Below are 20,006 nucleotides of genomic sequence, written 5' to 3'. Positions count from 1 at the left end.
TCCTTCCCAAAGGAAAGGACTATTAACTTTATCAATACGAATAACATCTATACTTTTTTAAATATTGCAGCACCCAGGGGCGGCAGTCGTAATAACAGTGTATAATCTTTTCCATTATACGACTGCTCTGTTGCTTTCACCACAGCGGTATTAATGACTCCACTGCCAAAAAACGCCGGCGCATCACTATTCAATATTTCTTCCCAGCTGCCCCCTTCATTCATCCCCAGCAAATAATCCTCTCTCGCTATCGGCGTCATATTTAATACGACTAATATATCATCCGAATCCTGCATGCCTTTTCTTAAATATGACAGCACACTATTATCATAATCCGACACATTCACCCACTCAAATCCATAATACTCAAACTGCTTAATGTACAATGCCGGCTCTGTCTTATACAAATGATTCAATGCCTTTACAAATCCTTTCAAACCCTGATGTGACGAATGTTCCATCAAATGCCAGTCCAGCTGTGATTTATAATTCCATTCCGATGTTTGCCCAAACTCATCACCCATAAACAACAACTTCGTACCCGGATGCGTAAACATATAACTATACATCAATCGCAGGTTCGCAAATTTCTGCCAGTCATCACCCGGCATCTTATACAACATCGGCGATTTTCCATGCACCACTTCATCATGACTTAATGGCAACATAAAGTTCTCCGTAAATGCATAGGCGATACTAAATGTGAGCTGATCCTGATGAAACTTCCTGTAGTAAGGATCCCGTTTAAAAAACGCCAGTGTATCATTCATCCAGCCCATCATCCATTTCATCCCAAATCCCAATCCACCCATGAACACGGGTCTTGACACCCCGTAAAAAGAAGTAGACTCCTCAGCGATCGTCTGCACATCCGGAAAGAGTGAATAGATGGTCTCATTCATATTCTTCAGAAAAGAAATCGCTTCCAGGTTCTCCTCTCCCCCATGCTCATTGGGTTCCCATGCTCCTGCTTCGCGTGAATAATTCAAATGGATCATCGACGCAACAGCATCCACACGTAACCCATCTGCATGAAATTTATCAAGCCAGAATATGGCATTGCTCAATAAGAAAGACCGCACTTCATTGCGCGCATAGTTGAAGATGTAACTGTTCCAGTCCGGATGAAACCCTTTCCGCATATCGGCATATTCATACGTATGACTGCCATCAAAACGGAACAACCCATGCTCATCATATGGAAAATGCGAAGGTACCCAATCCAGTATCACACCGATACCTGCCTGGTGAAACGCATCTATAAACGCCATGAATTCCTGCGGTGTACCATATCGGGAAGTAGGTGCATAATACCCCGTACCCTGGTACCCCCACGAACCATCAAAAGGGTGCTCCATTACCGGCATCAGTTCCACATGGGTAAAACCCATTTCCTCTACATATGGGATCAATTTTGCAGCTATTTCGCCGTAATTGTAAAATACCTCGTGATTATTCGGATCTGGCCGCTGCCAGCTACCTAAATGTAATTCGTATACTGAATATGGACTCTGCAGACTATTGTGCTGCCCCCTTGTCTTCATCCAGCTGCTGTCGTTCCACTTGTAATCCAGCTCCCAGGTAATAGAAGCCGTTTTGGGGCGCAGTTCCCAGTAGTTAGCATAAGGATCCCCCTTGCGCAGTTCCTCCCCTGAATTGGAACGGATAAAATATTTGTAGCATACCCCTGCTTCTACCTGCGGAATGAATCCTTCCCAAATCCCCGATTTGTCCCATCTGGGGTACAAATGGTGACGATGCTGGTCCCAGTCATTGAAGTCTCCTATCACGGACAAGTACGTCGCATTTGGCGCCCAAACGGCGAAATACGTACCATTGACCCCCTGAAACGTGGTTTGATGGGAGCCAAATTTTTCATAAAGATGCGGGTGTTTGCCCTCCTGAAACAATGTAATGTCTTGTTCAGAAAAGAGAGAAAAGGGCTCTACGGGCTGTAATTGATGCGTGTTTTCTTTAGTCATAAACCGGGAAAGGACTGTGGATACAAGATAGTTCAAATTTTGAATTTGGAAGCCCAATCGTGATCATATCATCAACTATCCGGCCACAATAAAAATCCGGCGAAGGCTTCCTTCCTAAAAACAAAAATCCCATCTCGTATTATAACGAGACGGGATTCTAATATTCATTTAAGTCGATTAATATCTCTTCTTAAATCCTGGGCGTGAACCTGCTGCTCCACTACCGCTGCCGCTACCTTCCCAACGACGTCTGCCACCACCGTCTTCACGGCTGCGACCTCCGCCACCCGGGCCACCGCTTCTGCGACGATCACCATCCTGTGACATTTCAATTCTCACGCTGCGACCATTGTACTCAGCCTTCTTGAAAGTCTCTTGGAATTTATCTACTACATCGTTTTCTACTTCAAAGAAGGAGTAAACACCTTTCAGATCAATACGACCGATCTTGTTACCACGTACGCCACTGGTATCGCACAGGTAGCGCAGCATATCGCCACGGGTAAAGTCATCTACTGAACCCAGGTTGATGAACAGGCGGGTGAACTTACCAGTACCACGTGCACCACGTTCAGCACCAGCTTCGAAAGTACGTCTTTCTTCCTTCACGTTCAGATCAGGTGCATCCTGGTAATATTCCAGGAACTGATTGAACTCAAGAGAAGCGAAACGTTTGATGATCTCTTCTTTGCTCATGTTCTGGAACTCTTCATATATACGTTCCAGGTATGGTTCAATCTGCTCTTCGTTTACAGTTACGGCGTGAACTTTATGCACCAGGCCAAACAGTTGTTTTTCACATACTGCAAAACCATCTGGCACTTCAGCTTTCACAAATTTCTTACCGATCACGCGTTCGATCTGACGGATTTTACCGATATCACGGCTGCTGATGATAGCAATAGAGATACCTGATTTACCGGCACGTGCGGTACGACCGGAACGGTGCGTGTAGTTTTCTACGTCATCAGGCAGTTCGTAGTTGATAACGTGTGTTACGTTGTCAACGTCGATACCACGAGCAGCAACGTCAGTTGCTACCAGTACCTGCAGTGATTTTTCGCGGAAGCGCTTCATCACTTTATCACGCTGTTGCTGGGTCAGGTCACCGTGCAGCGCATCGGCGTCGTAACCATCACGGATCAGTGATTCTGCGATTTCCTGTGATTCTATTTTAGTACGGGTGAAGATGATACCGAAGATCTCAGGGTTGAAATCCACGATACGTTTCAGCGCCGCATATTTTTCACGGGGACGCACGATGTAGTATTCGTGCTCGATATTGACGTTACCGCTGTTCTTGTTACCTACAGTCAGTTCGAACGGATCGGTCATGTATTTCTGAGCGATACGGCGTACTTCCTGTGGCATAGTAGCGGAGAACAACCAGGTGGTTTTTCCTTCAGGAGTGTTGGAAAGAATACTGTTGATGTCTTCCTGGAAACCCATGTTCAGCATTTCATCTGCTTCATCCAGTACAACATAACGTACGTTTGTGAAATTAACCGCTTTACGGTCAATAATATCCAGCAAACGACCAGGAGTAGCTATCACGATGTGTACGCCTCTCTTCAGGTCGCGCAATTGCTGTACAATGCTGGAACCGCCATATACCGCTACGATGCTTACATCTCCCAGGTGCTTGCTGAAATTCTTCAGGTCATTGGTGATTTGCAGGCACAGTTCACGGGTAGGGCATAATATAAGCCCCTGAGGGTGACGCTGTTTAATATCTATCTGCTGTAACAAAGGCAGGCCAAATGCTGCCGTTTTACCTGTGCCCGTCTGGGCTAAACCTACGAAGTCTCTATCTCCGCCCAATAGAACAGGAATAGCTTTTTCCTGTATTGGTGTAGGCGCTACGAATCCGAGGTCCTGGATTCCTTTTAAAAGGGGCTCTTGTAAGCCTAATGTTTCAAATGTTATCATTGATTTGCTTTGATCAGGCTCCGTCGGGAGCCCTGGTATATCATCCCAGTGAATTCTATGCACTGGGTTACTTTTCCTGTTGTTTCTCTGAACAAAACTTACGCATTCATACCTGCGTTGGATGTACACTTATACAAGCTCACCTTCCAGGTCATAATCGTAAGCTTTCGTAATTCTTACATTGACAAATTCCCCGGGTTTCAGGCGCCTGGTTGTGTTTATAATTACTTCATTATCTACTTCTACCGAATCGAATTCAGTACGTGCCAGATAACGGCCTGATTCTCTTTTGTCGACGATCACGCGGTAGATCTTTCCAACCATCTCCTGATTTTTTTCGAGAGAGATTTCCTGTTGTACTTCCATGATCTCCTGTGCTCTGCGTTCTTTTTCTTCTGCCGGGATATTATCTTCCAGGTCATAAGCACTGGTACCTTCTTCATGGCTGTAGGTAAAGACCCCTACCCTGTCGAAACGCATCTTTTCGAGAAAGGCTTTGAGTTCTTCCACATCTTCCAGCGTTTCACCGGGATAGCCGGTGATAAGTGTAGTACGGAGTGCAATGCCGGGAACTTTTTCCCTGATAGCTGTTACCAATTCTTCCATTTCCACCCGGGTGATCTGGCGTTTCATGGATTTCAGCATATTGTCTGCAGCATGTTGAAGCGGCATATCGATGTAATTACAGATGTTCGGGAACTCCTTCATTACATCCAATACTTCCATTGGAAATTTGTGCGGGTAAGCATAATGCAGGCGGATCCACTCCAATCCTTTCACGTTTGCCAAAGCGCGCAATAAATCTGCCAGTTTACGCTGCTTATACAGATCCAGACCATAATAAGTCAGTTCCTGCGCAATGAGCATGATCTCTTTCACACCGGAGTTCACCAGTTTCTCTGCTTCTGTAATGATCGCTTCCATGGGCTTGGATACGTGTCCGCCGCGCATTAAAGGAATCGCACAGAATGAGCAGGTGCGGTTACAACCTTCTGCAATTTTCAGATAGGCATAATGTGTAGGTGTACTCAACAATCTTTCGCCGAGCAGTTCTGCTTTATAATCAGCGTCAAATTTCTTGAGGATGAGCGGCAGCTCCATGGTACCAAACCAGGCATCCACACCCGGAATTTCTGATTCAAGATCCCCACGATAGCGTTCACTGAGACAACCGGTCACATAGACCTTGTCGAGACGACCGTCTTGTTTCAGTTCTACCTGTTCAAGGATGGTATTGATGGATTCCTCTTTTGCTTTATCGATAAAACCGCAGGTGTTCACCACTACGATATTATGATCTTTTTTAGCACTCTCGTGTACCACATCAATTTCATTGGCAAGCAACTGTCCGCTGAGTACCTCAGAATCTACCATGTTCTTGGAACATCCAAGCGTAATAATATTGACCTTATCTTTCTTTAAAGTTTTTGTCTTCAAGCGCGAATAATTTTTTATCGGGCAAACAAGCAGATGGCTTGTCTGATTACCGCCACGAAGACATCCAGACACGAAACTGAAGAGAACAGCGAGACTTGCTGTTTAGTGACTATGAGCCTTAGTGGGGGTTATATTTGTTCAAAGAACTGCAAAGGTAATTAATTAATTACGAATTGTCAATTCTCATTTATGTATAAACGTCTATTTAGTGAACCTATTGTAAGAAATTGCAATTTTTATGGATATATAAAAAGCCCTGCAATTGTTTACAGGGCCTTCATTAGTGCCATGCTGCATCAGTGTTTAAATGCTAAACAGAGAATCTACAAATTCTACTTTATTAAAGACTTGCAGATCTTCCATCTTTTCACCGATACCAATATATTTAACAGGAATTTTAAACTGGTTTGCGATGGCAAGTACTACACCACCCTTTGCGGTACCATCCAGTTTGGTGATAGCCAGGGCAGTCACTTCGGTGGCAGCGGTAAAATGCTTAGCCTGTTCCAGTGCGTTCTGACCGGTAGAGCCATCCAGTACCAGCAATACTTCGTGGGGGGCTTCGGGCAGTACTTTCTTCATTACACGTTTAATCTTGCTTAGCTCATCCATCAGGTGGGCTTTGTTGTGCAAACGGCCGGCTGTATCGATGATGATCACATCCACATCTTTGGCAGCACCGCTCTGTACGGTATCGAAGGCGACTGCTCCCGGATCGGAGCCCATGGCCTGCTTTACGATCTGCACGCCTACGCGCTCGCTCCAGATTGTAAGCTGGTCTACTGCTGCAGCGCGAAAGGTATCTGCCGCACCGAGCATGACGTTTTTGCCGGCTTTCTTGAAGTTGTAAGCGAGTTTACCGATGGTAGTAGTTTTGCCAACACCATTTACGCCTACGACCATGATCACATAAGGCTTTTTGCCGGTAGGGGTATCGAAGTCACGGAAACCGCTGTCAGGTGCATCGACAAGGAGGTTGGCGATCTCCTCCTGCAGGATCTTGTTCAGTTCTCCGGTACCCAGGTATTTATCTTTAGATACTCTTTTTTCGATCCTATCTATGATCTGTACAGTGGTATCCACGCCTACATCTGCAGATACGAGGGCTTCCTCGAGGTTATCGAGGACTTCGGTATCAACGGAAGATTTTCCGGCGATGGCACGACCAAGCTTGTTTAAGAAACTTTCTTTTGTCTTTTGTAATCCCTGATCCAGGCTTTCCTTCTTTTCTCTTGAAAAAAGCTTATTGAAAAAACTCATAGCTGTCTGTTTTTTACCGCGACGGACTGAACAAATGTGGATGAAATATAATTACAGCGCCAATTTACAGAAAAATGTGGAGCTGGGTAATAAAATAGTATTATAACCGTTGGAAGCGGTCGTTTGGGTGTGCCATTCAGCGCTGATTCCTTCCGGGTTAATATCCTGTTCCGAATGAAAGACCTTCTTTCTATCCTGTTCTGAATGAGGAGACCTTCTTTCTATCCTGTTCTGAATGAGAGACCTCCTTTTCTATCCTGTTCCGAATGAGGAGACCTCCTTTCTATCCTGTTCTGAATGAGGAGACCTCCTTTTCTATCCTGTTCCGAATGAGGAGACCTTCTTTCTGCACAAAATCCCGGATGGAACAGACCTATAATTTCCTGAAAACTCACTAATGCTCCATATACATGTACAGACCGGTCCTATTATATAAATCAAAAAAGCTGTCCCGTTTTTTAACGAGACAGCTTTAAATATAGTTTAGTAAAGCCGAATTACTTAGCCATGTACTCCTGAACCTTGTCCTTGTGCACGATAGCCTCTTTAAAGGTATATGCACCAGTTTTCGGAGAACGTACCGCCTTGATTACCTTAGTCCAAACCTTGGATTCAGCGGCTGCTTTAGCATCTTTTACTTTCGAGTTCTTGGAAGCTGCTTTTGCCATAATATTTTTTACTTAAAAGTTAAGTGAATTGTCAAAAATCTATCCAGTCAATTGCCAATCGCATCAATAGGATAAACGATTAACTACCAACATTAACGATCAATTATTTGATTTCTTTGTGTACAGTTACTTTCCTTAAAATAGGATTGTACTTTTTCAACTCCAGACGCTCAGGAGTGTTCTTTTTATTCTTGGTGCTGATGTAGCGGGAAGTACCTGGCTGACCAGAAGTTTTGTGTTCTGTGCACTCCAGTATTACTTGCACCCTGTTACCTTTTTTTGCCATTTTGTATACAAATTAAGTTGAATGCTTACGATTAGATTGTTTGTCCAGCTGCACGCAATTCTTTAACTACTGCATACAAACCGTTTTTGTTGATGGTTCTTAACGCATCAGCAGAAACTTTCAAAGATATCCAGCGATCCTCTTCCGCCAGGAAAAAACGTTTTTTCTGCAGGTTAGGCAGAAATCTTCTCTTAGTCTTAATGTTAGAGAAGGAAACATGGTGACCCGTAATAGGCTTCTTTCCTGTCACCTGACATACTCTTGCCATGATAGAAAAATTTTGGACTGCAAAAGTCGCAAATTATTTTGAATTTGCAAACTATCACATCCCGTGATTAATGAATAAAAGTATTTATTGTAATGTTTTTCAACATTAAAGCGGTGGTCATCAATCATTTACAAACGCATTGCGCAAATAAATATTAATTATCCACACCTTAGAAACCTGATTAAATGACCACCTTCCGGCAGTACTTTAATAGCTTTCCTCTTCAACCAGTAACCGGTACAGCCTTATGGCGGACAATACCTGCTACCTTCGATGGTTAGCCCCGTCCTGTTTTACAACAGTATTTAACCAGACTTCCGCACCTTGAAAAATTTATCCACATTAACTGTCGGCAGGCCATTCATCCCTCCGAAATGCCCATGGCAATGACGAATTTCAGGATTATTGTTCTTTCGGTAAGATCTTTCCCGGTAAGAAACCTATCACTTACAGTAACACGATTAAACTTCTCAAAACCGCGCCCAGCCTAACTGCATCTAAGATACGGTTCTGGGTGGTGCCGTGTTTTATCAGTGCTTCTTCGTGCGAAGATACACACATTTCACATCCGTTCAAAGCAGAAACTACTAAACTTATCAATTCGAAGAATTCTTTCCCTAAAATCGGGTTCGCCATGATACTCATACGGATACCTGCTGGCTGGGTAGTATAGAACTCTTTCTTCACAAAGTGACGGAAACGGTAATATACATTATTAGCTACCAGCAGACTGGTACAGCTGATCACTTCTGCCACCTCTTTATCATTCGCACCCTCTGCTATTGCCAGCTTTTCAAATGCTGCCTGCAACTCAGCGTTCTTCTCATTTACCGCTACTGACAAACCGATCAGGTAAGCTTCCTTCTTGGTTAAGTTGCTGGAATTCAGACCATTCGTCACATTTATCTTCAAATCTTTCAGATATCTTGCGTCTGCATTAGCCAATGCATGTAAACGTGTAGATAATGCACTCTCTGTCAATCCCACTGCCTGCAGCAACTGCACAGCTGTATCCTGGTTGGATGTTGCGAACATATATATAATATTACAAAGTTACGGGTAAGAAAAAGTCCATAGCCGGACAACCTGAAAGGCGCTGACTATGGACCTCGAAATAAAAAATTACGCGTTCAGGGTAGCCTGACCTTTTTCCCAGTTACAAGGGCACAGCTCGTCTGTCTGCAATGCATCCAGTACGCGCAGTACTTCCTTCACATTACGACCTACGTTCAGGTCATACAGGGATACCCAACGTACAATACCTTGAGGATCAACGATGAAAGTAGCACGGTAAGCAACTTTTTCATTTTCTTCCAAAATACCTAATTCTGTAGCCAGAGATTTGCTGGTGTCAGCAAGCATTGGGAACTGCAGACCACGCAGATCTTCGTGATCTCTTCTCCATGCTGCGTGTACGAACTCACTGTCGGTAGAAGCACCGATCAGGATCGCATCACGGTCTACGAAATCCTGGTAAGCTTTGTTGAACTCAGCGATTTCTGTAGGACATACGAAAGTGAAATCTTTAGGCCACCAGAACATCACTAACCATTTGCCGGAAGCTTTCAGCTCCTCTGAAGTCAGTTCGTAAAACTCTTTTCCTTTCTCGATAGATACTACTGCCGTTTTCTTAAACTCGGGGAACTGTGCACCCAGAGATAAAGTTGCATTCTTCATGTGCTTGATGATTATTTATATTGTTGGTTACTATTTCTTGCTGCGGTTAAATTTTCGGTGCAAAGGTCACAGTCTATTCATAATTAGTCAAATAGATTTTTCCTAATAGGTTATTGAAAAAGTCTATATACTTCGTTGCGCCTGTACTGCATTGAGGAAATTCAAATCTTGTTTCACTTTTTCCCCTGTTTAATACTTTCTTAACGATTTTCGAAAGGAAACGTAACTTTTTGGCACGTTATTTAGTTATATAAGTATACTCATCCATTCACAATAAAACGACAGGATATGAAAGCGAAAAACGTACTCTTAGTGATTATAACGATAGGCCTTGCTCTGATTCCGTTCATTAAAAACAGTTTCAGTAAACATGATGAATTTGATGCCACTCAAGATCTGTTCATCTAATGTTTGAAGGGCAACGGTGTACCGTACTCATACCATTTTCTATTCCCAACCCGGGAATCAGATTCTTATTGCCCTTAATTATTCCAATCTTTTTAATAATATAAAATGTCTGTTCCTTCGCTGTTATATATGGCAAAGGAACAGTGTGTTTTAAGCGCCACAGTTCTACAACAGGTTCCACAAATTAGTTATTCCCAAGCGCCCCAACCTCAGGTAACATTTCCAATAAGATCATTAAAACTCCTGATTCCCAGCATTTTAGCTGTCGTAAATCCTTCTGCATATGCTACCCCCACCAGCTGGCCAAATGATCTGTCACGGCTGATAATATTCTCAAAAAACGCAGGTGAAGAAATATAAGTAGCAGGCTCATTGTCTGCCGCCGGGGCTAAAAACTGTGTTTTAAAACTCCTGATCGCTTCCTTCTTCCGCTCTATTACCCCAGAGATATCTACCACAAAATCAGGGTTTTCTATTTTATTCTGCAGCATATGGAATACCTGTTTCGGGCGCCAGGCTTCCTGCTCTTGTCCTTCTAATGTTGTTGTTATCTTCCTCAAACCAGATAAAAAACAACTATCCGCCACCAGCACCGCCGCACGTCCATGATCCGGATGACGGTCCTCACGGGCATTCGTCAGCACTATTTCAGGGCGATATTTCCTGATCATCGCTATCACCTGCAATTGCTCTGCTGTATCATTTCTGAAAAAGCCATCCGGCAATCCCAGGTTTTCTCTTACATCCAGTCCCATAATCCTGGCAGAATCTGCCGCCTCTGCTGCACGGGTTTCGGGGGTGCCCCGCGTACCCAATTCTCCTTTTGTCAGGTCCAGTACGCCTATTTTCATTCCCTGGGCCGCATGTACCATAAGGGCACCTGCACAAGCCAGCTCCACATCATCGGGATGCGCGACTATTGCTAATATGTCTAATTTCATCGTGAATTCTTTCCTTTCGGGTGCAAATATAACCCTAATGAGGAAAAACATCCGTTTTGAGCGGAATATGTGACCCTTGGGATAAAGGATGTTTATATGGAATAGAGAATAAACATCCATTTTGATAGGAATACCTGATCCTTTCGGATACCAGATGTTTATTTTAAATGGAGAATAAACATCCATTTTAAAATAAATACCTCATCCTTTCGGATATCAGATGTTTATTTTAAATGGAGAATAAACATCCATTTTAAAATAAATACCTCATCCTTTCGGATACCAGATGTTTATTTTAAATGGAGAAATACAGCCTTCCTGAAACTATACCTGCCTCTTTCATATAATGAGTTATATTTTTTGTGAGTACCCCCCTCACAACCAGGTTTCATATCGTTTTATTTCGATGTAATAATCACCCCCACTTTCCTATCCTTCACATCATACGTCTTCTTCAGCGTATCTCCATCCACCACTACCAGGCTGGTAATATTTTTCTTTTCCAGCGCCGCCAGCATATTCACCGAGTTGTCATCTATCTTAGTACCATCCAGTATGTACTGAAATTTACTATCATCCCCATATTTCTTAATCGCTGCCTCAAAAGCAGGTGACAAACTCGTAAATAACCGATTATACCGCCTGCGTGCAAATGGCCTGGTCTCAATATACATGATCCCATTCGCCGCCTTAGCGCCATACTGCGCCTGTAAAGTCGGACTTTTCACAATATTAATAAGGGCGATCTTGTCGGGTGTAAGTTGCTCAAGGCCATTCGTCGCCTCTACACTGTCAACAATGTACAATACGCTGTCCTGGGCCATGGTTGCAGCACTCCAAAGCAGGAGGCCGCCTAAAATAATTTTGAATCGCATGTGTGAAAGTTATAAAAAAAGCGGCAACCGCCGCTTCAAAGTCTTGTTAAATATAGGTTGGGAGCCTTGTCGTTATAATCTTTAAAATCATTTAATTATTATTCCTACACCACTTAATTGGATGCCCTCGATCCCCGATATATCTCTATCTCCTGCACAATCGCCTCTATATCCTTATCCTCATTCAAATCATACTCACTCTTCAAATTCCCCCCGAAAAAGAAAGCCACCGTTTGCCACATCCGTGCAGAAAACCCTCCCTTCAATTCCTTAATGATCTCATAACAGTTCTGACCAGTCTGCCTGTTTATCAACTTCATTAATATACGCCCCTGATAAATTGACAAATTCTCCAGCTTATCGCCGAACTGCGCCTTCATCTGTTTCTCTACACTTGCCAGGTAAGCCTTCCGATCCTTTTTGTCATGTAAAGTAGCCAGTCTGCTATTCACATCTTTCAGAATCCTGGAAGCCTGTACTGCATAAGGATAAGTTACATACACCGCGTTGCGCAGACGAGTCCATGCTTCACGCTGTTTACGGAACTTCTTTGGCAATTTATCGATAACTTCTACTATGCGGAGAGTAATGCTTGGAATGGTGTCGCCATTGACTATAACAGCACTGAGAGGAATACTATCCAGACCGTGTTTGGTCTGGGCAAAGACCCCTACACTACTAAAGAGGCAAAGCATGATAAAAATGAAAAATGCGGATATTGAACGACCCATTTCTTAAAGTATTCCTAATACTATGCTAAAGTTAAGGTAAATATCAATAGGAACTGATATTAATCTTTTATGATATTTCCGGGGCTTTCTCCTTCCGCAAAATGGCCTGTGGCCGGCATTAAGCGCAATTCCCTGCATCCACAAATCTCAAATAAACTCAATTATCCGCCTTCTGCATCACCGTATCCATCTTCAACTTCCGCTGCGCAAACTCATTAATCGCCTTCTCCACACCCTTCACATCATGCGATGTCATATAACACCCAATCACATGACTCCCCGCCTCCGGTATTGCCACCGCCTCCTTCAAACTATCCGCCGTACCCAGCCAATTCTCCATTTTCAATATCGCACTCACCTTCACTGTCGGATCCTGGTGTAAAGGATCCTTATAATAATATAAATTCAGTACCGGCTGCTTTATCTTCCTGAATGTAGCCGGCACCATCGTCGTTTCCAACAATCCCTGCAACTCCCCTACCGCTTCCAGCCTGTACCGCGTGTACCAATACTGCGCCCGCAACGGATCCTTATCCTTCGACTCACTATAATTCCCATGCATCACAATCCTCGACAACTGCAACCCCCAGGGATTATTTGTCAAAAAAGCCATGTCATTATTAATCTCAATATTTGGCGACAAATTAATCACCGCATACACATCATTCGGATACGTCGCCGCCAGTTCCAATGCCAGCGTACCACCTGTAGATGTACCCATCAAAATCACTTTCTCCCCCAATCCCTTGCCAATCGCCAGCGCTTCTTTGGCATCCTTCCATAACCCTGTCGCCGTCATTGTCAGCAATGGCTCAGTCGTATCCAGTCCATGCGCATCCAGCCTGGACAGGTACAGGTTACACCCATATCGCTTTGCAAAATTCAGGTGCACCGGGTTCCCCTCTCCCTGACTGGCAGAAAAACCATGCAGATACACCAACGCATATTCCGTTTTCGCATGCAGGGAATCACGCCACACGATCCTCGCCTCATTATCCGGCTTCAGTTTATGCTGTGCCTCTTTCTGACGAACGTATTTGTCCAGCTCCGTAACATTGTCCGGTACCTGCGGAAACTTTGGATCATACACCGGCACAGCTGGCCTTGGCCCCAGGTAATATACCAGCACCAAAGACGTAAGGATCATAAGAGAAACGCGCAGCCATCTGCTATTCATGGAGAGTCAATTATTATTAAAAAACAATACAGGTAATAACCGAGATTATTACCTGTATCAATTCATTCATTTATATCGTCAGACTATTAAACCACCTTTTCCTTTGTCAAAGGTTTCTTTACAGCTGGCTTTTCTTTGTTTTGACGCAGACGCTGGAACATACTCATAATGAATCCGATCACCGTTACGATCACCCCTATCCACAATACATTGATGAATGGGAAGATGAAGGCTTTCATCACTATGTAATCCCTGAAAACGGTGGATTCTTTTACTTCAAGTTCAACCTTTTTATCCTTTGGCAGGATTTTACTAAAGCGAACATAGAGTGACAGTGGTGCCACGGTATCCGGGATATTATATTCGTAACTACTGTCGCGGATCAGGTAAATCGGCTTCAGGTTATACTGGTCATTGTTCTTGGTATATACTTTCAGGGTTGCACCCACAGCCAGGTCATTGGGCTCAGCAGCATAGTTACGGCTGGTTGGCTGAGGGTCAAGGCCTTCCATCACCATGTACCCGTTGGAGAAGAAGATAGAATCACCCTGTGCTACCACATGCGGCTGATAAGTAGCCGTATCGCTGTCATCTTCTTTCAAAGGAACAGCTGTAATATAAGTAAAGATATCCTTGTTCCAATAATGTTTTGAATCCGGGTTGGGTGTCAGCGTCGCTTCTCCCTTGTTGCTCAGGAACGCATCCGGATGTAAGGTAAACGCTTCCAGTGTTTTACCGGTAGCTGGATCTTTACGATCGTACCTTACCAGGTAGAATGTCTTCGATTCGCCCGCCGGCAGGGAGTCACCTGCGTAGGTGACGTGGTAATCCCCCATCTGTACAGGGAAATTACGTGGCAGCATCAGGTTCTCACGTGGATTCTCCTTACTGTTCGCTCCAAAGAAACCGCCATCCAGCATTTTCATCCTGTCGATTGAGATGGTTTCTTTCTTGGACGAAGTGATCACGATACCCAGCAGCACCATACCAAAACCGATATGTGCCACAGAAGCACCTGCCGCCTTTAGCTTACCTTTCTGACCGATCCAGATGTAAGCAATGTTCGCAATGATCGCATAGTAGCTCGCAAACATCATCAGGTAGATCGCCATCAGGAAACCCGCGCCGTAAGCATCATAGTTTACTTTGCCCAGCCAGCCGGAGAGCACGGTCGCTACCAGTGCCAATGCTGTCGGGATCATCAGTTTACGGGTAAACTCCCCTCTCGGCGTATCCTTGTATTTCAGGAACTGCACGACAGCGGTGAGTATACCGATCACGATTGCGACCCAGATCTGGATCTTATTATAATGGAATACACCATCCGCAGGAGGTGCTATATCATTTGTCAGGTTCAGCAATTTCTTGATACCCAGGTTGTTAATCAGCTTGTTCCACACCGGGATGGAAGTGGTAAAAGTGATCTGGATAGCGGCAATCATCAGGATCAGGGAACCGATGAAGAGCCAGAACTCGCGGGAATAAGTACTTTCTTCTTTGTGAATGGCCGGGATCTCTTTCCTGCGCGCGATCAGCATGGCAAAAGCCGGAATGAACGCAAAGAGGAAGAAGGCCAGTTGTCCGCTCATACCCAGATCCGTAAAGGAGTGTACAGAAGTGTCACCCAATACGCCACTACGGGTCAGGAAGGTAGAGTACAGTATTAAAATAAAGGTAATGAAGAAGAAGAAGAAGGTCGCTTTCAGCGCATGGCCGGACGACTTAAAGGCCAGTAAAGTGTGAATACCCGCTACCAGCGTGAGCCATGGCACGAGGGAGGCATTTTCTACCGGATCCCATGCCCAGTAACCACCAAATGTCAGCGACTCATACGCCCATGCAGCACCCATCATAATACCAAGACCCAATGCAGCAGCGCTGAACAGGGCCCATGGCAGGGCTGGTTTGATCCATTCTTTATATTCCCGGGTCCACAGACCTGCAAAGGCAAAAGCAAAAGGTACAACTGTAGAAGCAAAACCTAGGAACAATATCGGCGGGTGAATCACCATCCAATAGTTCTGCAGGGACAGGTTCAGACCATTACCATCTTTGATAAAGTTGAGGTAGTTCGGACTATTTACCCATGGCAGCCCCTGGTTTTCCGCTGCATGGCGCAACAACAGGAACGGGTTGCTACCCACTTTGTAATCTAAAATGAAGATACCGATCAGCATACTGCCCAGGCACACCTGTGCAAATGAGAGCATGGTCATCACAGGTGCTTCCCACTTTTTAGTGGTACGGATCAGTACGAGACCCAGTATGCTCTGCCAGATAGACCAGAGCATAAAACTACCTTCCTGGTCAGACCAGAAACTGGACAACAGCAAACTAACCGGAAGATCACGGCTTGAGTTGCGCCAGACATATTTATATTCAAAAAAGTGATTGTACAATGCATAATACAGGCAAGCAAATACGGCGAATACGGATGCCGCCTGAATGATAAATGCCCAACGGCCCTGCAGCTTCCATGAACGCTTCTTTACCTCATCGTCGGTACGTACGCTCACCCAATAGCTGGCAGTGGCCACTATCGAGGCTACGAACGCCAGAACTGCAAAAAAATGTCCAAACTGCCCTGGCAATAAATGCTCTCCTATATATGTCGTCTTCAAGATAATTGGTGCTAGAATGAAGAAATAGCCCGACGGTGCGGGCCATTAACTACTATTTTAATATTATAAGGCGAATGGCTTATACTTTGTTGCCAACCGCTACCTGGTCGTTTTTATATTTAGACGGGCACTTCATGAGGATCTTGCCACAGTGAAATTCACCATCTTTGATCATTTTGCCAGTCAGCACAACGCTTTCTGCTTTTTCGAAGTCGGTGGGTTTAGTACCGAAATAAATTACTTTGCAGACTTCACCGGATTTGTCCTGCACATAAAAGGTAAACAGGTTAGCATCCTTTGCAGGATCATACAGCATAGTTTTGGTGGTATCCAGTTTTCCGATCACCTGGAATTCTTTTCCTTCTTTCTGACGAGCTGTGGCGAATGTTTCATAGGTGCTGAAATCACCGGCCACTGTTACAATCACCCCTATTGCTACAGCAATCAACACCAATAAAACAATATTAGACTTCTTCATATCGTAATAGATCTTAAGCTTCCCCTTAATGTGTTTTTTTATCCATCAATGCGCTTCATTCACACTTCGATGCGCAAAATTACGGCAAAATGAGGTTTGAAAGTGGAATTTTTACATGAAAGGGAACATGATATTTATCATAAAAGCCGGCTCTGCCTTTATGCCTCCATTTCGGGGCCACGCTGTGCAATACCGCTTTATATAGAAAGTACTATCTTTGCGCCGAAAATTAGTATAAGAACTTCATAATCATGGCGGATTTATCCAACTTTGATCCTAATTCTGTCAGCCTGGTATCCAATAATATCTTTGGTTTACCAACCACTGAAGAGGATGCATCACTCGTTTTACTCCCCATTCCATGGGAGGTGACGGTTTCCTACTGTCACGGTACGGCAAGAGGACCTGAACAAATCTGTAAAGCGTCGTTACAGGTCGACCTCCTGGATCCTGATGTAAAAGAAGGGTGGAGAAAAGGCTTTTACATGCGTGACCCGGACAAGCACATGTTGCTCCGTAGCGATTACCTCCGCAAAGAAGCTGAGCTCTACCTCAAATTCCTCATAGAAGGTGGCGATATTTCCGAAAATGAATTTCTGAAAAAGACGCTCGTAGACGTGAATAAAGGTACGGCACTCATGAACGAGTGGGTATATAGTCAAACGAAATCCTTACTGGAACAGGACAAGCTCGTAGGCCTGGTAGGTGGAGATCACTCAACCCCGCTTGGTTATATTAAAGCGCTGGCGGAAGAGAAAGGTGAATTCGGCATCCTGCAGATCGATGCACATTGCGATTTGCGCAATGGGTACGAAGGTTTCCAGTACTCCCATGCATCTATTATGTACAATGTACTGAACGAAGTGCCAGCCGTGACGAAGCTCGTTCAACTAGGTATACGTGATTACTGCGAAGAAGAACTGCAATACATAGAAGATAATAAGGAAAGGGTCCATACTTTTTTTGACAGGGATATCAAACACCGTCAGTACGAAGGGGTGAACTGGGCGACGATTGCGAATGAGGTGATAGACTGTTTGCCACAACAGGTGTATATCAGTTTTGATATAGATGGTCTGGATCCGAAATTGTGTCCGCATACGGGTACGCCGGTGCCGGGTGGGTTTGAGTGTGAGCAGATTTATTATCTATTTGCAAAGATCCTGGCGAGTGGTCGTAAGCTGATTGGGTTTGATCTGAGTGAGGTAAGCAGTGCACATGAAGAGTGGGATGCGAATGTGGGTGCGAGAGTGCTTTTCAAGTTATGTAATTTGATGGTGCATCCGGATAATAAGTAATGCCGGCGGGGTTTTCAAAACAAGTAATTACACACATGCAATCTTATAAAATAAGGATCTTACATCCCAATGCCATGACCCGCTTGCGGTTGCAGCCAGCTATGCATGGCCTCATCGGCATACTTTTTTTATTAATTACCATCGGTATTTACAACAGGCCCAACCCTAACTGGTTCGTGGCGGGTTTCTTTTTCCTGCTGGGCATTGGTAGCCTTGTCTTCCCTTTTATGATGAGGAGGTTTAAGAATATACAGTCTGCCAACAGTCTTGCACGTACCGTACAGGCGTTTGCCTGTCTCACAGGGTGTTTGTATGTGTTAACCCATATGCAGCCGCTGGTAGCCGGTTTCCTGTTCCTCACAGGTATTGCCACGGCGTACATTGGTTATGCAGAATACAAGATTTTCATGCCTTCATATATTAAAGTAGATATCAATGGTGCTATCCTGCCTACCACCTTCTCAGAAAAGGTGATTAGCTGGAGCCGCCTGAATAACTTAATTTTGCGCAACGACCTGCTCACTTTAGACTTTAAAGACAACAAAGTACTGCAACTGGAAGTTTTGGATGAACCCGGTGCAGATAAAGAAGCTGAAATGAATGCATTTTTTAAGAGCAGGCTTTAATCACAACTCAGTATGTTAAAACAGTCGCCGTACATTTTATATTCCGACGGTCAGGGGAATATTTTCGAAGATACAACCATGCTTACCACCGGCCGTAGTGGCTGGGATGCATGGCCTATAGAACTGGACGAATGGATAGAACTGCCGGAAGGCGGGTCATTGTATGAATTGCCTGGTCGTCGTGGAATTGGATTGAATGCCGAAACCGGCGAGATGCAGTTGTGCGATAAAGGATGGGCGGTAGCTGCCTTTATTCCCCCTGCGCATACAGGATTTTATATAGCGGCATATGAGACCTTGCCGGATGCTCCTACGCTGCCATTGTTCTGCTATACAGCAGTAGGTTGGCTGGATGGAAAGTTTTATGTACCGGCAGTGAGAATTGAAGATGATATCAGACAGGAATGTGGTGGTTTTGATGAGAAGAAAGTAAAGCAGGGAGTAAAAGACCTGATCCAGGCATATCCGCACAACAGATTGGTAAAACACCTGGCTGATAATTGTGCGTTGACGTATCATTGTCCTGCGGCGCGTAATTATTTTATGGGTCGTTGGGAATGTCCGATTCCTTCATCACCGGCTTGTAATGCCAATTGTATTGGTTGTATTTCGTTCCAGCCGGAAGAGGAAACGATTGTTTCTACACAGGATCGTTTGCGGTTTAAGCCGACAGCGGAAGAGATTGTAGAATTCACCGTACCCCACCTGGAAACAGCGCCTTTCCCGATCGTGTCTTTCGGACAGGGTTGTGAAGGAGAGCCGTTGCTGATGTGGGAGACGATCCGTGAGTCGATCATTGAGATGAGGAAACATACTTCGAAAGGGAGTATCAATATCAATACGAATGGTAGTAAGCCGGATGCGGTGAGAGAATTGTGTAAGGTGGGGTTGAATAGTATTCGTGTGAGTTTGAATTCTGCGCAGGAGAAGTATTATACGCCTTATTACAGACCGAATAATTATCAGTTCGAAGATATCGTGGAGAGTTTGAAAGTGGTGAATGAGTTCAATGGATGGACTTCAATTAATTACTTCGTGTTTCCAGGAATGACGGATAGTGAGGATGAATATGAGGCGCTGCGCAAGCTGATCAGGGATACGAATCTGAAGATGATACAGTGGAGGAATTTCAATATTGATCCGGATTGGTATCTCGGAAGATTAGGAATTACAGATCCAGGTCAGTGTTTGGGTGTGAAGCAATTGCAGGATTTGATACATGAAGAGTTCCCGCATTTGAAGTATGGGTATTTTAACCCGCCGATGGAGAGGATAACGGGAGATTACACGCAGGATTTTGCTCATTTTTAGTTGGAAGAATATTTGAATTAAAAGAGCTTGTAT

The 20,006-nt window shown here is 44.3% G+C and carries 18 protein-coding genes; 3 read left to right on the top strand and 15 right to left on the bottom strand.

Going from position 1 to position 20,006, the window contains the following annotated elements; genetic code table 11:
- Positions 1-47: 47 nt before the first annotated feature.
- The 15 genes from glgB to SIO70_RS17620 all read right to left on the bottom strand — a co-directional run bounded on the left by glgB (position 48) and on the right by SIO70_RS17620 (position 16,738).
- Positions 48-1,982 (bottom strand): 1,4-alpha-glucan branching protein GlgB, encoded by a 1,935-nt coding sequence (gene glgB / locus SIO70_RS17690; RefSeq protein WP_320572803.1) that lies wholly within the window; start codon positions 1,980-1,982, stop codon positions 48-50.
- Positions 1,983-2,159: 177 nt separating this feature from the next.
- Positions 2,160-3,911, bottom strand: coding sequence for a DEAD/DEAH box helicase (locus SIO70_RS17685; RefSeq protein ID WP_320572801.1), 1,752 nt, complete (start codon positions 3,909-3,911; stop codon positions 2,160-2,162).
- A 129-nt stretch (positions 3,912-4,040) separates the two neighbouring features.
- The gene (gene rimO / locus SIO70_RS17680; protein WP_320572797.1) at positions 4,041-5,348 is read right to left on the bottom strand and encodes a 30S ribosomal protein S12 methylthiotransferase RimO; all 1,308 of its coding nucleotides are present in this window, start codon (positions 5,346-5,348) and stop codon (positions 4,041-4,043) included.
- A 303-nt stretch (positions 5,349-5,651) separates the two neighbouring features.
- Positions 5,652-6,608 (bottom strand): signal recognition particle-docking protein FtsY, encoded by a 957-nt coding sequence (ftsY, locus tag SIO70_RS17675; RefSeq protein WP_320572795.1) that lies wholly within the window; start codon positions 6,606-6,608, stop codon positions 5,652-5,654.
- A gap of 497 nt (positions 6,609-7,105) precedes the next feature.
- Positions 7,106-7,276 (bottom strand): DUF4295 family protein, encoded by a 171-nt coding sequence (locus SIO70_RS17670; protein ID WP_072357218.1) that lies wholly within the window; start codon positions 7,274-7,276, stop codon positions 7,106-7,108.
- A gap of 103 nt (positions 7,277-7,379) precedes the next feature.
- A complete protein-coding gene (rpmG, locus tag SIO70_RS17665; RefSeq protein ID WP_012790733.1) occupies positions 7,380-7,562 on the bottom strand; it encodes a 50S ribosomal protein L33 in 183 nt (60 codons plus the stop codon).
- Between the two features lie 31 nt (positions 7,563-7,593).
- Positions 7,594-7,830: a 50S ribosomal protein L28 gene (gene rpmB / locus SIO70_RS17660; RefSeq protein WP_072357217.1), complete on the bottom strand. Its 237-nt coding sequence runs from the start codon at positions 7,828-7,830 to the stop codon at positions 7,594-7,596.
- Between the two features lie 447 nt (positions 7,831-8,277).
- Complete coding sequence (locus SIO70_RS17655) at positions 8,278-8,865, bottom strand: carboxymuconolactone decarboxylase family protein (protein ID WP_320572788.1); 588 nt, start codon at positions 8,863-8,865, stop codon at positions 8,278-8,280.
- Between the two features lie 87 nt (positions 8,866-8,952).
- Positions 8,953-9,507: a peroxiredoxin gene (locus SIO70_RS17650; protein ID WP_072357215.1), complete on the bottom strand. Its 555-nt coding sequence runs from the start codon at positions 9,505-9,507 to the stop codon at positions 8,953-8,955.
- A gap of 617 nt (positions 9,508-10,124) precedes the next feature.
- Complete coding sequence (gene bshB1, locus SIO70_RS17645) at positions 10,125-10,856, bottom strand: bacillithiol biosynthesis deacetylase BshB1 (RefSeq protein ID WP_320572784.1); 732 nt, start codon at positions 10,854-10,856, stop codon at positions 10,125-10,127.
- A gap of 398 nt (positions 10,857-11,254) precedes the next feature.
- Positions 11,255-11,731 (bottom strand): hypothetical protein, encoded by a 477-nt coding sequence (locus SIO70_RS17640; protein WP_320572782.1) that lies wholly within the window; start codon positions 11,729-11,731, stop codon positions 11,255-11,257.
- A gap of 113 nt (positions 11,732-11,844) precedes the next feature.
- Positions 11,845-12,462, bottom strand: coding sequence for a DUF4294 domain-containing protein (locus SIO70_RS17635; RefSeq protein WP_320572781.1), 618 nt, complete (start codon positions 12,460-12,462; stop codon positions 11,845-11,847).
- 157 nt (positions 12,463-12,619) lie between these two features.
- Entirely contained in the window at positions 12,620-13,639 is a 1,020-nt protein-coding gene (locus SIO70_RS17630; RefSeq protein ID WP_320572779.1) for an alpha/beta hydrolase, read from the bottom strand.
- Between the two features lie 86 nt (positions 13,640-13,725).
- Positions 13,726-16,260 carry a cytochrome c biogenesis protein CcsA gene (gene ccsA / locus SIO70_RS17625; protein ID WP_320572777.1) on the bottom strand — a complete coding sequence of 845 codons (2,535 nt, stop codon included), beginning with the start codon at positions 16,258-16,260 and terminating at the stop codon, positions 13,726-13,728.
- Positions 16,261-16,339: 79 nt separating this feature from the next.
- Positions 16,340-16,738 carry a cytochrome c maturation protein CcmE gene (locus tag SIO70_RS17620; protein ID WP_083728996.1) on the bottom strand — a complete coding sequence of 133 codons (399 nt, stop codon included), beginning with the start codon at positions 16,736-16,738 and terminating at the stop codon, positions 16,340-16,342.
- A gap of 251 nt (positions 16,739-16,989) precedes the next feature.
- Here SIO70_RS17620 and SIO70_RS17615 point away from each other — a divergent pair, with 251 nt between their 5' ends.
- Genes SIO70_RS17615 through SIO70_RS17605 form a run of 3 tightly spaced genes read left to right on the top strand, consistent with a single transcriptional unit; the run spans position 16,990 to position 19,973 of the window.
- Positions 16,990-18,036 carry an agmatinase family protein gene (locus SIO70_RS17615; RefSeq protein WP_320572773.1) on the top strand — a complete coding sequence of 349 codons (1,047 nt, stop codon included), beginning with the start codon at positions 16,990-16,992 and terminating at the stop codon, positions 18,034-18,036.
- A 35-nt stretch (positions 18,037-18,071) separates the two neighbouring features.
- Positions 18,072-18,662: a hypothetical protein gene (locus tag SIO70_RS17610; RefSeq protein WP_320572771.1), complete on the top strand. Its 591-nt coding sequence runs from the start codon at positions 18,072-18,074 to the stop codon at positions 18,660-18,662.
- A gap of 12 nt (positions 18,663-18,674) precedes the next feature.
- Positions 18,675-19,973, top strand: coding sequence for a radical SAM protein (locus SIO70_RS17605; RefSeq protein WP_320572769.1), 1,299 nt, complete (start codon positions 18,675-18,677; stop codon positions 19,971-19,973).
- Positions 19,974-20,006: the final 33 nt, after the last annotated feature.

The organism is Chitinophaga sancti (assembly GCF_034087045.1).
Taxonomy (GTDB): domain Bacteria; phylum Bacteroidota; class Bacteroidia; order Chitinophagales; family Chitinophagaceae; genus Chitinophaga; species Chitinophaga sancti_B.
Note: the sequence above shows the minus strand (reverse complement) of the source record. Positions and strands in the feature narration are given on the sequence as shown.

Coding starts and splice junctions, on each gene's coding strand:
- bshB1 (WP_320572784.1), bottom strand. CDS start 10,856: ATGAAATTAGACATATTAGCAATAGTCGCGCATCCCGATGATGTGGAG.
- SIO70_RS17620 (WP_083728996.1), bottom strand. CDS start 16,738: ATGAAGAAGTCTAATATTGTTTTATTGGTGTTGATTGCTGTAGCAATA.
- SIO70_RS17605 (WP_320572769.1), top strand. CDS start 18,675: ATGTTAAAACAGTCGCCGTACATTTTATATTCCGACGGTCAGGGGAAT.
- SIO70_RS17685 (WP_320572801.1), bottom strand. CDS start 3,911: ATGATAACATTTGAAACATTAGGCTTACAAGAGCCCCTTTTAAAAGGA.
- rpmB (WP_072357217.1), bottom strand. CDS start 7,830: ATGGCAAGAGTATGTCAGGTGACAGGAAAGAAGCCTATTACGGGTCAC.
- SIO70_RS17610 (WP_320572771.1), top strand. CDS start 18,072: ATGCAATCTTATAAAATAAGGATCTTACATCCCAATGCCATGACCCGC.
- rpmG (WP_012790733.1), bottom strand. CDS start 7,562: ATGGCAAAAAAAGGTAACAGGGTGCAAGTAATACTGGAGTGCACAGAA.
- SIO70_RS17640 (WP_320572782.1), bottom strand. CDS start 11,731: ATGCGATTCAAAATTATTTTAGGCGGCCTCCTGCTTTGGAGTGCTGCA.
- SIO70_RS17615 (WP_320572773.1), top strand. CDS start 16,990: ATGGCGGATTTATCCAACTTTGATCCTAATTCTGTCAGCCTGGTATCC.
- SIO70_RS17670 (WP_072357218.1), bottom strand. CDS start 7,276: ATGGCAAAAGCAGCTTCCAAGAACTCGAAAGTAAAAGATGCTAAAGCA.
- glgB (WP_320572803.1), bottom strand. CDS start 1,982: ATGACTAAAGAAAACACGCATCAATTACAGCCCGTAGAGCCCTTTTCT.
- SIO70_RS17655 (WP_320572788.1), bottom strand. CDS start 8,865: ATGTTCGCAACATCCAACCAGGATACAGCTGTGCAGTTGCTGCAGGCA.
- SIO70_RS17635 (WP_320572781.1), bottom strand. CDS start 12,462: ATGGGTCGTTCAATATCCGCATTTTTCATTTTTATCATGCTTTGCCTC.
- SIO70_RS17650 (WP_072357215.1), bottom strand. CDS start 9,507: ATGAAGAATGCAACTTTATCTCTGGGTGCACAGTTCCCCGAGTTTAAG.
- SIO70_RS17630 (WP_320572779.1), bottom strand. CDS start 13,639: ATGAATAGCAGATGGCTGCGCGTTTCTCTTATGATCCTTACGTCTTTG.
- ftsY (WP_320572795.1), bottom strand. CDS start 6,608: ATGAGTTTTTTCAATAAGCTTTTTTCAAGAGAAAAGAAGGAAAGCCTG.